The organism is Microcystis sp. Msp_OC_L_20101000_S702, from assembly GCF_007095705.1.
GTDB lineage: Bacteria > Cyanobacteriota > Cyanobacteriia > Cyanobacteriales > Microcystaceae > Microcystis > Microcystis ichthyoblabe_A.
The window spans coordinates 1-12,752 of sequence record NZ_SFBO01000118.1 but is presented as its reverse complement, the minus strand read 5'-3'; the positions used below and the strand labels follow the sequence as shown (position 1 = coordinate 12,752).

Sequence of the window (12,752 nt, the reverse complement as noted above, 5' to 3'; positions counted from 1 at the left end):
TAGAGGTTTGCCAACCAAAGCGAGTATGGACTGTTGCCAATTGAGACAGTTGCTCAATAGCCCATTTCTGTCCGACCATAACTGGCGAGAAACCTTTTCCAGACTTAGCTCCTTTTCTACCAGAAGTTAAATCAACATCGGCTTTAATGTACTCAAAGTAAATATCGGTAATTGGATAGATTTTGGTTAGTTCGGAAACGACTCGAAGTTCAAGTTGAGAAGTTCAAGTTGACGATTAGCTCTGATTGAGGGAGCTAATTTTCCTTGTTTTCTATTTGAGAATCGTTTTTGTCGATGCGCTCTTAGATTAAAAGAAAGTTGGCGGTTAATCCGTCTTCCTCTACGTCCTCTTCGCATTAAGCATCGATTGTCTAGGCACTCTCTTACTCGCTTAAAAGGAAGTTCTAAGTGAGCCTTCCAAAGAGTAAAAAGGGAGGATTGAACGCCAATTCCAGAGAATAATTTACCCGGGTTAATACCAATGGCAATCGGTTGGGTTTTGCTATCAGAAGGTTCAGTGGTTAGCTGGACATAGAAAATATCTAAGTCGTTGAATTTACCGATAGCTTTTCCTTGCTTAATCCACCGCCTGGCCCGACTGGGTTTGGTGGGCATTAACGACTTTCCGTCTTTTGAGATAACAGGAACTCTTGGCATGGAGATAATCCTTAAGAGTAAAGTTAAAGTCCCTTACCGCAACACAATCCAGATGTCTTGTCTAACAACGCTTTACCAATAGAGCTGAGAGGGAATCCGAACTAGGGAAGTATTCGGAGGTCTGGGCCAGATTGTGTCTCGATGCGGTAGTCTCTACTTGCGTCGCCTAAATTGGTCTAGGCAAGCCCCGTCCCTTTTAGGGCGGGGTTAGTGACGAATCAAATTATCTCAAACCCAGTCAACGCTTCGACATTTTGTCGGAAAGCGATTAAGGCATGATTAGCTTGATACTCGACGAGACCAGAGAAGATCGCCTCCGAGACTTCCTGCGAGACAACGGTTTTGATCTCAATATTGGTGTTATAACCGACCATATCTCCCTGGCGGTTGCCGTGGCGACCTGCGCCCTGGGCTTGCGAGAGGGTATAGCCAGTTACGCCTAACTCTTGCAGCAGCTTGATCATGCGGTCTTGCAAGACGGTTTCACCAATGATGACAACCAGTACAGCCGGTTTAATGGGTAGGGATGAGGATGACATGGGCAACTCCTAAAATGGGTTTTTCAAAGACAATGTTATTGACATGCTCACCACGCCACTTTTTTAGGATGGTCGCGTCAATGGGGTTGACGCAGATAGCGAAAAACGCTTAATTGCTTAAGTCTGACACTTTCGACCCGTCCGTTTTGAGTGTCCGAATGCCGGACGGCCACTTTGAACAAGTCGAAAAAATCTCATGTTCAACCTTATTTCCTAGAAAGTTTTACTCGTTCAAGGCCGAATTTGAATTCTTTTCTGAACGAAACCCCCTACTATCTGTGGTCAGGGTTCAGTTTTTAGCTTGGTTATCGCTTTTTCCATTGTAGCTTAAAGCCGTCCTCAAAGGACGGGGTTTTCAACCCAAATTTTCGATAATAGAATACCTGACTGGGGTACGCTCAAGAGATGGCGATCGCCTCTGTTGTCGGTATCAAAATATTCTCGGAAATCGGCTTGGCATCGGGTAAGTAGTCCATAAAAAGACTCATCTGATTCATTTGTACGGGACCAAAAATAGTGGCAAAAGAAACATCGGCTGCATCTCGTCCTGTGCCAACGCGAATTAGCCCGCTCTGAGGCACAAGGCGGGTAGGATCGAAAAGATACCAGCGATCCCCTAGATAAGCCTCAAACCAGGCATGAAAATCGGGGGGATTTAAACCATAGGCGTAGCCGGAAACAAAGCGTGCTGGAATATTCAAGGCCCGACAAAAAGCAATGCCTAAATGGGCAAAATCACGACAAACGCCTACCCTTTCTATCGCTGTATCGCAAGCAGAAGTTAAAGAATCACTGCTACCAGAGAGATACAAAACATTGTCATAAATCCAGTTACAGATAGCTGTCACCCTGGAATAACCAGGGACTAAATGGCCAAATTCAGCCGCGACAAAGCGCAATAATCGATCTGACTGACAGTAACGACTCGGATAAAGATAGTACAAGATATCGAGGGGTAAATCGGCCGGCTTTACTTCAAAAATCGTACTGGGGTCTGAATAATAAGGAGATAAGCCAACGGTTGCTCGATAGGAAATTTGCAAATTGCCAGGAGGGGCATTGAGTCGAAAGTATCGGTTTCCACTGACAGAAGTGATATATTCCTCAATCGACCGTTGAGAGTTAGAATGGAGGTCTTCCTGAACAATAATCTGATGGTTGTTGCTGACAATAGCAACATTAAGAATTAGAGTGCTTGCTTGCTCAATGCTGTAGGTTAATTCACAGCCAAGCTCATACTTTAGCATATCGTTTTTCCCTGTCCTTTCAATACGAGCAGATGCTGGAGCCGAAGCCGATTGTAACGCTGCACCCACAAACAAGGCAGGTTGAAAGCTGTTCCCACGGCGAGGTTTACCAGCACACCCCAGCCAGGAGTCCAGAGCATCGTCACTAACCAAAACAGCCAGATGGCGATGTGAACGTATTCCGCGCGACGGGTTTCAGCCAAAAAACGGGACATTACGGCACAGTCCCCACCGCCAACGGATGTTTTGCGAAAACCTCCTGGGAAGAAATCCCCTGCTTCTGGCAACCGATCCTTCCATCGCTTGATCCGCAGTACCCGATTGTACCATTGTCTATCTTCCCCCCAGATTCGTGGCCGGGTCAGGCAGGTGTCCGTTTCTAGGAATTTCAGGGGAAGTCGATGACCGACAAAACCGATCAAAAGCGACCAGACTGTCCAACCGACCACACAAAGCCCGACGATTACCCCATCCGGTAACTGTAGTATAGATAATCTCATTCATTCACCTTGCCATCGGGTACTTATCCTTCGTCCTTTCCATTCGATTTGACCACGTTCGAGATTCAGAATTGCCAGCAGGAACACTGCAAGGAAGAAGGCAACCGGAATGGGGAAGAAAAAGACGATTGCTCCGAATGAACCCACTGGCCATACAATTATGGCTAACTGTATGGCGAAGGCAAGATAAAGCAGTACGTTATATAGTAAGGATGAATTCCCGACAATCGGCCAGCCAAATAGGGATGCGGGCAGACACCAAGCCGCCCAGAACAACCCTGAAAGCCAGAACACAACCGCCAGCATCCGCAGCCAAGAGACTTCCCCTGCTGCCGTTGCAAAGTTTTTGTCGAAACCAACAACCAAGTCCCGCAGCCCGCCGGGGTACATCCGATAGTCCAGTTGGCCATGACCAATGTATGCACTCACTGGCAGTCCCGCACTCTCATAAATATGAGCCATGAACCAGTCTTCTACAACATATCCTGCCACAGCGTCGTGGCCGCCGACCCGCTCATAGTCATCCTTGCTGGTAGCCATAGCCGGTCCAAAAGCCACACCACCTCTTGCTCCCAGTTTGACGGCCATCAAGCCGACGAGATTGAACAGAACCGCTAACAGTTCGTAGGGGCGTTCAGTGCGGTGATAGGGCTGAACTGAGACCAGACCACCTAAGTGTTGAACAGTTGCCACCAGCCTGCGGAGCAGCTCCTCCCCTGGCTCAGTGTCGGCATCGAGAAAGACGAGAATATCGCCAGATGAGGCTGCATATCCGGTTTTGAGTGCCCAGTTTTTCCCTGTCCAACCTGTGGGCAAAGGGCTAGTCTGCACTACTTTCACCCCGGCCTGTTCGGCGATCTGTGGGGTAGCATCGGCGGACTGGTCATCGATGACAATGATTTCGTAGGGCTTGAATGTTTGCTGCTTTAAGGCTGTTAGCAAATTAGGGAGGGTACTCTCTTCATTCCTCGCCGGAATCAAGACCGAGACTTTAGGCGAACCGACGACTGAAAGGTCTGGAAGTCGCGGCAACCGCCACATCAATCCCCAGCCTATTAGCCAGCGCACCACCAGTGTGATGGACATCAGATCCATAATAATTCAACCTTTCCTTCCGTCTAGAACATCACTCACCTACCGATACGAATTCCCTTGAGAAAACTCAGCAATCCGAACACCTTAAGAATCCACAAAACGAGGGCGATGACAACCACAATGTTCAGGATTTGCTTGATCTTGCTGTCCATCGGAATGTAGTTGTTCACGAGCCACAATAGAACCCCAACCACGATGATAACTACCATAAACTGGACTAGATCCATGACTGACCTCCTTTCTCCGATCTAATGAGTTCTAATGAGTTTCGTTAAGCATTTTATTCTCTCTATCATACACATATGCTTGTTAGGTGGCGGTACACCGTTGTGCTTGTTTCCCTCTCATGCGACCGTTCCGAACAGGGCACCCACGGCTGCGGTCAGCCCCATGGCGATCGCACCCCAAAAGGCGACTCGAACGGCCGATTTGATCACGGGGGCTCCACCAGTGCGTGCGGCCAGCACTCCCAGCGCGGTCAGAAAAATCAGAGAGTTTCCAAATACAACGGGTACCAATCTCGATTCTGGTGCTACCAGCACGGTGAGCAGCGGCATGGCTGCACCGACGGCAAACGCACCTGCCGATGCCAGCGCCGCTTGAACTGGTCGAGCGGTCAGGCTCTCGGAGATGCCCAGTTCATCCCGGGCGTGTGCACCTAAGGCATCACGAGTCATCAACTGCTCGGCGACTTGTTTGGCTAACAACGGATCGAGTCCACGAGCCACATAGATTGCCGCCAGTTCCTCTCGCTCGGATGGTTCGTCGATATCAAGTTCTTTCCGTTCCCGCGAGAGATCGGCCTTCTCAGTATCGGCTTGTGAACTGACAGAGACGTACTCACCAGCGGCCATTGACATCGCCCCAGCCACCAAGCCAGCCACCCCAGCCACTAACACCTCGCTTCGAGACGTGTGTGCCGCCGCAACCCCAACGATTAGACTTGCGGTTGAGACAATGCCGTCGTTTGCACCCAAAACTGCAGCCCGTAGCCAGCCGATTCGCCCTGTACGATGTCGTTCTCTGTGGCTTCTGGGCATTCTCTTTCTCTCCCTTATGATTAATTGAGGTGGCGAGTATTCATTTTGCCTCGTCAACCATCTGAATGGTCTTTTCCTCAACCTCTTTGGCAACTTGAGCTAACGCTACATCCTGATATAGTGCTGAAAGCATTTGCACTGGCTTAATCAGGCCGATCTGAGTTTTGCCTTTCTTTCGTAAACATTGAGATACGACACGGTAACGCCATGTTTAGGCGCATATCGGTGGCTAAAACTCCCCGAAAAGCTTGGTTTAATCAGGTCTTACTTTTCTGTGGTTCCGGCAGCAGCCTCTGCATCTAGTCTAGCGGCGATCGCTTCCAAGGTTGCTTTTTCAGCCTCTTCCATCATCGCCATCGCTAACAAGATCGCTGTAGCTGCATAGTCTTCAGCTTTATCTGCCCGATGTTCGAGCTTCTTGACTTCGCGACTCGCTCTCCATTCCTCGATATTCGACTCTACCTCAGATTCTTTTTCCTCAAATTGAGTTTTGAGTCTTGCTCTGTACTCATCAAATTCTTGTTTCTTAGCGTCTAGCTGTGCCTTCGCTTCGTCGAGTTTCGATTGAATCTCAGCTTGAGTTTTTTTCATCGCGGATTGAATGCTTTCCTTAAGGGATTTTGCTCTGTTTTCAACCGCTTCTAAATTGTCGTGGAGTTGTTTGGTGAAGTTGTCAATTCTAGTACTCATGATGCTTCCTCTTGCTGATTTCAGAATAATGTAGGCAAACCTGTGGCAATGAATTTGAGCTAAACATCGCAGCTTGGTTGCGAGTCGGAGTTTTTTGGCTTGCAAGCCAAGCCACAACGATTATTAGCTAATACGTCCCCTCAGAAATAAGTTGTAGACAATGCCAATCAGCACCAAAACCAAAAGCAGGTGAATTAAGCTGCCCCCAACGTGAACTGAGAAGCCTAACAACCAGAGAATGAAAAGTATAACAACGGCAGTCCAAACGAGATCAAACATAATTCCCTCTTTCCTTTAGATAAAAGTAATGAAAATTGATTCGGAGTAAAAGATTTCAATCGATCTTTAATTAAAGATATTTTGAACCGCATCTTTTACATCTTCTACTACATTGCGACCTTGGCTTTCGGCTTGCTTAGCTTTTCCAGCAACTTGATCGTTGCGATTACCAGTAGCCTTACCTATTGTCTCTTGAGCTTTGCCTTCAATGTTTTTTGTTACTGCTTTTGTTCTCCCTTTTAACTTCATCTTGTCTTTGATATCTTCGGCTGTATTACGAGCCTGACTTTCGACCTGCTTGGCTTTTCCCATCATCTGATCTTTGGGATCACCTGTTATGTTGCCGATCGCTTCTTGAGCTTTGCCCTCAATATCCTTTGTCATTGCCTCGACTCGATTCATGGTTGCGATTTGGTTGGGTAAAGTTGCAGCCCAACTATTTGTAGTTCCAAAGTCAAAAGCGATGGTAATTGTCAGCATTATAGTTAAAATCATGGTGACAACAAAGCGACGAATCTGTTGAAATGAAATCATTTTTTTAAACTCCAAAAAAAATTGATTGGTTAATAATCTGCTTAGACATTAGCTAGTCTTTATGGTTTCTTGATTGGCAAAATAGGGATGATTGTGTACTTTATTAACTAAGTCTTGGTACTTACCATGACGGTAACAAATATCAATTAGATGAAACCTTTGTAGATCAAGAGTTCTGTATTGCAGTAAATCCTGATATTCTACTTCCATATCTCCACAGAGAGTCTCAAATTCACTGTCAGTATAAGCATCCTTAATTTGCTTCCGTAATTGTTCTTTTGTTACAGTATTATTTGGGGTTGGTGTTCTTTGTTGGTTTGGTGGTTTTTTTGAAAATTCTGGGTTTATAGCAATTACGAAATTTTCGGATGCTAATTTTATAAATGGATGTTGAGTGGATTGTTGTTGAGGGACATTTTGGGAGATATAGTCGCATAAACGCATAATGTGAACTTTCCCATCGGAGTCAGCTGCTTCGCCCTTCAATCCTTCGAGTAAATAGTGGGTAAATAGCCCATTTTCCCAATTCTCAAATTCCCAAGATACCTCATTAGATTTGCACGAAGCGATAATAACTCGCCCTTGTCCATTAGCCATTTGATTGTAGGTTTCTTCTGATAAACCTTTTTTGATTTGAAGGTTTGCATCTTTGGGTTCACCGACTCCACCAGAGTGACAGCTATCCAGAAAAACAACTAAACGATCTGCCTTAATTTTTCGCAAATTAGCTGTAAACTCTTCACTGCTAATACAAGTTTCTTTAATTTGTTCTAAGTTAGCATCTACAGGACATAAATATTCTACCTGCGAAGATCCTTCAACAATACGCATTCCATGACCAGAAAAGAAAACAATTGCCGTGTCACCTTCTCCGGTAGAGTTAGCCAGCAAACCTAGTTGTTCAAGAATAATATCTTTGGTGGCATATCCATCTTTTAAAATATTCATTTTTTTAGGAGAATAGCCATTACGAATCAAGGCATCATATAAATCTTGGGCATCATTTGTGGTCTTGGTGAGTTGAGTAACATGGCGATAGTTAGCCACTCCAATTAATAAGGCGCAAAAGTTCATATTTGGCTCCGGTGTATTAAGGGGAATAGGTTTTCTTTTAGTGCTTTCCAGATGAATTTCATCCAATTTTTTGCCTGATTGGTGAGAATACCAAGTCTTCCAAATTTTTTGTATTCTATCGATGAATTTTAACTCCTTTGAGTAATCCGCTTCATCGAAAAAACCTTTGATTTCATAATCTACAAAGAATTCGTCAAATTTATCACCCTTGATTGATAAATTGCTAACTGCGATCGCTGGTATATTCAGGTCTTTGGCTTGGCTAAGAAGCATAACTCCCTTAAAAGAATTTTCCTTAGAAGGCTTTCTCTTTCCACCTAAACTAATATCAGTAATCAGTAAGTGGTAAGGAGTTTCTTGTGACAGAGCCTGATGTGCGTCTTCATAAGTCTCAACTTTTATGAGAGTATAATAGCAGGAGTCGTGTTGCTCAATATAACTTAAAGCTTTTTCAATCCGTCCTTCAAGGATATCATCTTTCCAACCAGGCTTATGTTCAACTAGCAAAATTCTGAATTCCCTCTCTTGCATATCAATCTCCTTATGCTTATCTGTGAAGTTAAAAGAATCCCTACTCAATTAATAGGTAAGGTAATAGTGAATTGAGATCCTTTACCTATTTCACTGTCAAAGGTGATATTACCCTTTAAACTTTCAATATAGGTCTGAGCTAACCACAATCCAATTCCCATGCCGTGTCCTGAAGATGGCATACTATAGCTAGGCTCAAAGATTAGATCACGATCTTCTTCGGAAATGCCTATCCCCGTATCTTTGACCCACACTTTAATTAAAGTTTCTCCCTCACTATCAATTAGTTGACCCCCAATTGATAAAGTTCCCCCTTCTGGCATGGCATTGGCAGCATTGCGGATTAGATTATCAAAAACATCAGTCAATTGCTGTTTACCCACCGAAATATCCGGTAAGTTGTCAGGTAATTCGATTTGTTTAACGATATTAGATGGGAAATCATCGACTTGTGCCAGAGCATCTTGTACGACTTCGGCAATATTAATCGGTAATTTATCCTCTTGCTGAATCCACACTTGCATCCGTTGAGCTTTTTGGAGAATCCGTTCTGCTGAAGCTCGAATCCGAAGTGCTTTCCCTTCGCTATAGGGATCGCCCACATCGTAAATATCTTCTGCCCATACTCGAATTGCCCCCACCTCACTATTTATTCGATGAATCAAGGAACTGGTGACGGTTCCAAGATCAGCTAAAGCCCTCACTTTAACCAGTTGTTCTCTATTTTTCACGCTTTGAATAGCAATAACAACCTGATCTGCCAAAGCTTCTAACATTTGTTTATCTCTTTCGTCAAATGCTCCCTTGCGGTAGCTTTCTAGGTTGATGACACCCACTAGACGATCTTGATCCACTATGGGAACACATAGCTCCGAATTCGATGGTTCATCGTAACGTTTGTAGCGATTGCCCTTGTCCTTAGTAACATCGTTCACTAAAACGGTTTCTCGATGTTGAGCCACCCATCCCGTAATGCCCTCTCCGAGTTTCGTGCGAATCGAAGAAGCCCCTGGTGCATTCGCTGGATGCCAAACCTCCATAACTAATTCTTGGCTTACGGAATCAAAAAGTCGAATATCTGCTAAGTCTGCGCCAGTGCATTCCAGAGATCGTTGCATAATCAGGTTTAGGAGTTGTTTATCATCTTTTAATGGGAGTTGTTTATTATCTAAGCCGATAGCGGTTTTAATGTGGCGATTAATCTCACTGAAGGCTCTCAACCATTGCTGTCGATTTTCCAGCCATTGCTGATTCATAATAGCGATCGCGGCTGAAGCGGCAAGGGTTTCAATAATTATTTTTTCATCAGGTTCAAAAACATGAGGTCGTCGATAATTGATCAAGAGTGTGCCGACAATTTGATCATTGACTTTCAGCAAAATTCCTGCTGCTGCCTGAATCTTTTCTTTTTTAGCAAACAAGGACCCTTTGAATATTTCTTGACAGGCTACATCATCAGGATAGACATTCTTTCCATGTTTGACGAGTTTAGCAGGTACATCCTCGCTATCGATTTCTGTTTGTGCTTGTTGGCTAAACTTTAGTCTTCCTGCTCTAGCGGGTTGAGAGAGAAATTGATCATTGGCTTCAATGTATCTATAAATGGTGATAGTATCAGCGGCTAGTAGATTGAGGGTACTCCAGGCAATCTGGTTCAGTAAGTCCTCTTTATCTAGATTCTTGGTCAAAGATTGAGCCACTGAATGAAGCACTTTGAGTTGAGTATTTCTGTCTCGCTGATGTTCGTAAGTTATCCCATGACGGATGGCTTCTTCAACCCGATTATGAAAGAGTTTTAGCCAACTAATTACCCTTTTGTCAAAAGGATTCTCCTTCTTGAAATGAAAATACAAACATCCTGTATATTGCTCAACAATTAAGGGAATAATAATAATTGCTTTAATTCCCAGATCAAATGCTTTTTGATTGTAATCTTTTAGGGTTATGGCATTTTGTCCCTGAGACAAATCTGGTACAAATTTTTCTTGATCATTCTTGATCGCCTTTTGACCTAGACCACCTTTTCTGGGGGGACTTTTTCTGATAAAGTCACGACCAATTAATTCAGAAAAAACTTCGTAAGAGTAAGGAATGCGATCTGCCTCAATCACTAAAGGTTTTTTCTTGATACTTCCGTCAGAAATGACTTCCAGAACATAAGGTTTTAGTGGCAATCCTTCTAAAAAATGAAGGCTAGTTCCATCAGCTTCAACTGCTTTCATGGCAATTTTAGCAATCTTGTCCAAAACGCAAGGAAGTTGAGTTTCACGAATCTTTAAAGCCCAATCACCTACCTTTTTAATTAGATCAATCACTTCTTCTATTTCAATCTTTTTTAATGGATTCTTATATCCTACTTCTATTGTTCCAATTACTTTAACTTCATCGCCTACACAGGATTCAGGTAGAAAAATTTCCGCAACACTCTGTTGACCATTATCTTGAGATTGATTTTGTCCAATCTCCTTAAACCAATTCTCAGTAACCTCGTGATTAATAAAATTTCCCCGAAGGTCATTAAACCATTGTTGATCATTTTTACCTTTATCATCCTGCACTAAAATCAGAGGAGTAAAAATCCGTATCAGATCCTGGTGATTGTTATCATCGTAAACCCATTTATCAAACCGCCCCCGTTTATCCCAACCAGCAATAACTTCAGTTCGGCAAGTTTGGCAAATATCGGCTTGAATATCTCTTAAACTGGGGTCAGGTTCTAGATAGTGCCTAGCTTTTCCAGCCCAGTCAGTTCCCTTTACTGCTTCAATAATTTGTTCTTCAGAACGAATCAACTGAATTGAAGCAAAATCATAGCCTAGCCCGATACATTGTTGAACAATGTTGGCAAAAACTTCTTCTTGTTTAAATAGCTGAAGAGTTGCCTTTTCTATCTGGGTTTCAATTTCATTTAAAATATGTTCATCCACCATAATTGTCTCCCTTTCATTTATTTTATCTTGATTGTATCTTGAATACTGTTCCTGGTTCTAACGGTTTTAAGCGATTTCTTGATGAAGAGTTCTTAGGACTTGCGTAAAAAAATACTGGCTAGACAATCCATATTCAGTAGCATAGTCCAGAACTTAAAATGAAATGACCTACTAATCAACAATCTTTTTAACTTCGTCCTTCACATCTTCGACCGTGTGACGAACTCTTGCCTCTGCCTGTTTTTCCTTGCCCTCTGCTTGAGCTTTGGGATCGCCAGTCAGATCGCCTACTGCTTCTTGAATTTTACCTTCGATATTTTTGGCGGTTGCCTTGGCTCTATCTTTTAAACTCATGATATGCTCCTTGTTAAATTGGCTTCCTAATATTAAGTGTAATAGGTGGTTGTTTGATTTCTTGAATGAATTGATTGAATTGATTGAATACGATACAAAATGTAACTCAAGGTTAAGAAGCTGTTTGAAAAGTTATCAGGAAGTAGTTGAGTCCGACTTGGCGGGTGCTAAACGTCTCAACATTAGATGTACCATCGCCGCATAAATCATCGCCTCGCTGGTAGTCGGTAAATATTCGTGATCTTTGCTTAAACGACGGAAACATCCCAACCAAGCGTAGGTTCGCTCGACTACCCATCTTTTCGGTAACAGGACAAATCCTTTTTGGTCATCGCTCCGCTTGACCACTTCCAATGCCCATCCGTAGCGTTCCTTGATTTTAGACAGAAGTTTCTGACCCCCTATCCGCCCGAATACTCCGACCCCGTTTAACTCCTCCTTCCACGGCGTTCAAACAACCGTTCGACCTTGGGAATTAAGGATAAGATTCCCAAGGCTAAGAGAGTGCTGAGAATGGCCGTCGCTTCTCGCCCCATCCCTGCCGCTACGCCGATGGCCGCCGTTAGCCATATGCCCGCCGCCGTGGTCATCCCCTTAGCCTCCTCTTGGTGCCTTCCTATAATGATCGATCCGGCCCCAAGGAATCCCACCCCAGCGATCAAACCCTGCAACACACGAGTTAAATCTGCGATCGATGCCCCAGATTGTTGAGGAATGAGGACGAAGAGTGCTGCCCCGAAAGAAACCAGCATATGCGTTCGCAACCCTGCCGCCTTGCCCTTGATCTCCCGATCGTACCCCAGTAGACCACCAAGGATCGCCGCAAGCAAGAAACGTAAAATGATGCGGATAATTTGAGCCACATCGGTGATCTCGGAGAATTCCGATAGCACAGTATTCCATATCACTTGCCACACACCCGTAGTCCCTCCTTACTTTGGCTGTACTTCATTATACAAAGTTGGCTGTAATTTCTTTATTGATGTCCGATCGTTCTACCGATAGATTGCATCATCAATCGTGACTCGGAAAAACTCACCCTCTGACTCAAACCGCTCAGTGCCAAAGTACCATCCAATCCGCAGACGGGTCGGAATGGTATAGCCACAGAATGTGCCTTCTTCCTCTATAATTCCACCGAAGTCCACATAATGGGACTTAGACCTGAGAGGGGGACAAGCGAGCTAGAAGGTAGATAGGGCAAGCGATATCGCTCTTTGTCCTTTGATGTAATCCTTCAACCGATAGCGGCTAATTTGCATTAGCTCTTCTATATTTTTTT

Annotated in this window: 13 protein-coding genes and 2 pseudogenes; all 15 read right to left on the bottom strand. The window is 44.1% G+C overall.

Annotation, left to right across the window (positions count from 1 at the left end):
* Positions 1-657: pseudogene (locus tag EWV60_RS12660) on the bottom strand (RRXRR domain-containing protein); the annotation flags it as partial.
* A 218-nt stretch (positions 658-875) separates the two neighbouring features.
* On the bottom strand, positions 876-1,196 hold the full coding sequence (locus tag EWV60_RS12655) for a P-II family nitrogen regulator (RefSeq protein ID WP_002752253.1): 321 nt from the start codon (positions 1,194-1,196) through the stop codon (positions 876-878).
* A gap of 398 nt (positions 1,197-1,594) precedes the next feature.
* Complete coding sequence (locus tag EWV60_RS12650; RefSeq protein WP_002777207.1) at positions 1,595-2,443, bottom strand: transglutaminase-like domain-containing protein; 849 nt, start codon at positions 2,441-2,443, stop codon at positions 1,595-1,597.
* A complete protein-coding gene (locus EWV60_RS12645) occupies positions 2,437-2,943 on the bottom strand; it encodes a glycosyl-4,4'-diaponeurosporenoate acyltransferase CrtO family protein (RefSeq protein ID WP_016515449.1) in 507 nt (168 codons plus the stop codon). Before EWV60_RS12645 ends, EWV60_RS12650 begins: the two co-directional genes overlap by 7 nt.
* Positions 2,944-4,038: a glycosyltransferase family 2 protein gene (locus tag EWV60_RS12640; RefSeq protein WP_194017038.1), complete on the bottom strand. Its 1,095-nt coding sequence runs from the start codon at positions 4,036-4,038 to the stop codon at positions 2,944-2,946.
* A gap of 35 nt (positions 4,039-4,073) precedes the next feature.
* Positions 4,074-4,247, bottom strand: a complete 174-nt coding sequence (locus EWV60_RS23245; RefSeq protein ID WP_304598356.1) for a Thivi_2564 family membrane protein — start codon at positions 4,245-4,247, stop codon at positions 4,074-4,076.
* Between the two features lie 135 nt (positions 4,248-4,382).
* Positions 4,383-5,078 carry a VIT1/CCC1 transporter family protein gene (locus EWV60_RS12635; protein WP_287232590.1) on the bottom strand — a complete coding sequence of 232 codons (696 nt, stop codon included), beginning with the start codon at positions 5,076-5,078 and terminating at the stop codon, positions 4,383-4,385.
* 264 nt (positions 5,079-5,342) lie between these two features.
* Entirely contained in the window at positions 5,343-5,768 is a 426-nt protein-coding gene (locus tag EWV60_RS12630) for a hypothetical protein (RefSeq protein ID WP_016515445.1), read from the bottom strand.
* Positions 5,769-5,891: 123 nt separating this feature from the next.
* Positions 5,892-6,047 carry a lmo0937 family membrane protein gene (locus EWV60_RS12625; RefSeq protein WP_016515444.1) on the bottom strand — a complete coding sequence of 52 codons (156 nt, stop codon included), beginning with the start codon at positions 6,045-6,047 and terminating at the stop codon, positions 5,892-5,894.
* 66 nt (positions 6,048-6,113) lie between these two features.
* Entirely contained in the window at positions 6,114-6,581 is a 468-nt protein-coding gene (locus tag EWV60_RS12620; RefSeq protein WP_016515443.1) for a CsbD family protein, read from the bottom strand.
* 48 nt (positions 6,582-6,629) lie between these two features.
* Complete coding sequence (locus EWV60_RS12615; RefSeq protein ID WP_287232586.1) at positions 6,630-8,186, bottom strand: caspase family protein; 1,557 nt, start codon at positions 8,184-8,186, stop codon at positions 6,630-6,632.
* Between the two features lie 44 nt (positions 8,187-8,230).
* The gene (locus tag EWV60_RS12610; protein WP_287232584.1) at positions 8,231-11,116 is read right to left on the bottom strand and encodes a GAF domain-containing protein; all 2,886 of its coding nucleotides are present in this window, start codon (positions 11,114-11,116) and stop codon (positions 8,231-8,233) included.
* A 171-nt stretch (positions 11,117-11,287) separates the two neighbouring features.
* On the bottom strand, positions 11,288-11,470 hold the full coding sequence (locus EWV60_RS12605; RefSeq protein WP_016515440.1) for a CsbD family protein: 183 nt from the start codon (positions 11,468-11,470) through the stop codon (positions 11,288-11,290).
* 135 nt (positions 11,471-11,605) lie between these two features.
* Positions 11,606-11,833, bottom strand: a pseudogene (locus EWV60_RS12600) (transposase); the annotation flags it as partial.
* A 65-nt stretch (positions 11,834-11,898) separates the two neighbouring features.
* Positions 11,899-12,333 (bottom strand): MgtC/SapB family protein, encoded by a 435-nt coding sequence (locus EWV60_RS12595; protein ID WP_223210969.1) that lies wholly within the window; start codon positions 12,331-12,333, stop codon positions 11,899-11,901.
* Between the last annotated feature and the right edge of the window lie 419 nt (positions 12,334-12,752).

What these genes read in the sequence shown, in the direction of transcription:
- EWV60_RS12655 (WP_002752253.1), bottom strand. Translation starts at nt 1,196, where the DNA reads ATGTCATCCTCATCCCTACCCATTAAACCGGCTGTACTGGTTGTCATC.
- EWV60_RS12650 (WP_002777207.1), bottom strand. Translation starts at nt 2,443, where the DNA reads ATGCTAAAGTATGAGCTTGGCTGTGAATTAACCTACAGCATTGAGCAA.
- EWV60_RS12645 (WP_016515449.1), bottom strand. Translation starts at nt 2,943, where the DNA reads ATGAGATTATCTATACTACAGTTACCGGATGGGGTAATCGTCGGGCTT.
- EWV60_RS12640 (WP_194017038.1), bottom strand. Translation starts at nt 4,038, where the DNA reads ATGGATCTGATGTCCATCACACTGGTGGTGCGCTGGCTAATAGGCTGG.
- EWV60_RS23245 (WP_304598356.1), bottom strand. Translation starts at nt 4,247, where the DNA reads ATGGTAGTTATCATCGTGGTTGGGGTTCTATTGTGGCTCGTGAACAAC.
- EWV60_RS12635 (WP_287232590.1), bottom strand. Translation starts at nt 5,078, where the DNA reads ATGCCCAGAAGCCACAGAGAACGACATCGTACAGGGCGAATCGGCTGG.
- EWV60_RS12630 (WP_016515445.1), bottom strand. Translation starts at nt 5,768, where the DNA reads ATGAGTACTAGAATTGACAACTTCACCAAACAACTCCACGACAATTTA.
- EWV60_RS12625 (WP_016515444.1), bottom strand. Translation starts at nt 6,047, where the DNA reads ATGTTTGATCTCGTTTGGACTGCCGTTGTTATACTTTTCATTCTCTGG.
- EWV60_RS12620 (WP_016515443.1), bottom strand. Translation starts at nt 6,581, where the DNA reads ATGATTTCATTTCAACAGATTCGTCGCTTTGTTGTCACCATGATTTTA.
- EWV60_RS12615 (WP_287232586.1), bottom strand. Translation starts at nt 8,186, where the DNA reads ATGCAAGAGAGGGAATTCAGAATTTTGCTAGTTGAACATAAGCCTGGT.
- EWV60_RS12610 (WP_287232584.1), bottom strand. Translation starts at nt 11,116, where the DNA reads ATGGTGGATGAACATATTTTAAATGAAATTGAAACCCAGATAGAAAAG.
- EWV60_RS12605 (WP_016515440.1), bottom strand. Translation starts at nt 11,470, where the DNA reads ATGAGTTTAAAAGATAGAGCCAAGGCAACCGCCAAAAATATCGAAGGT.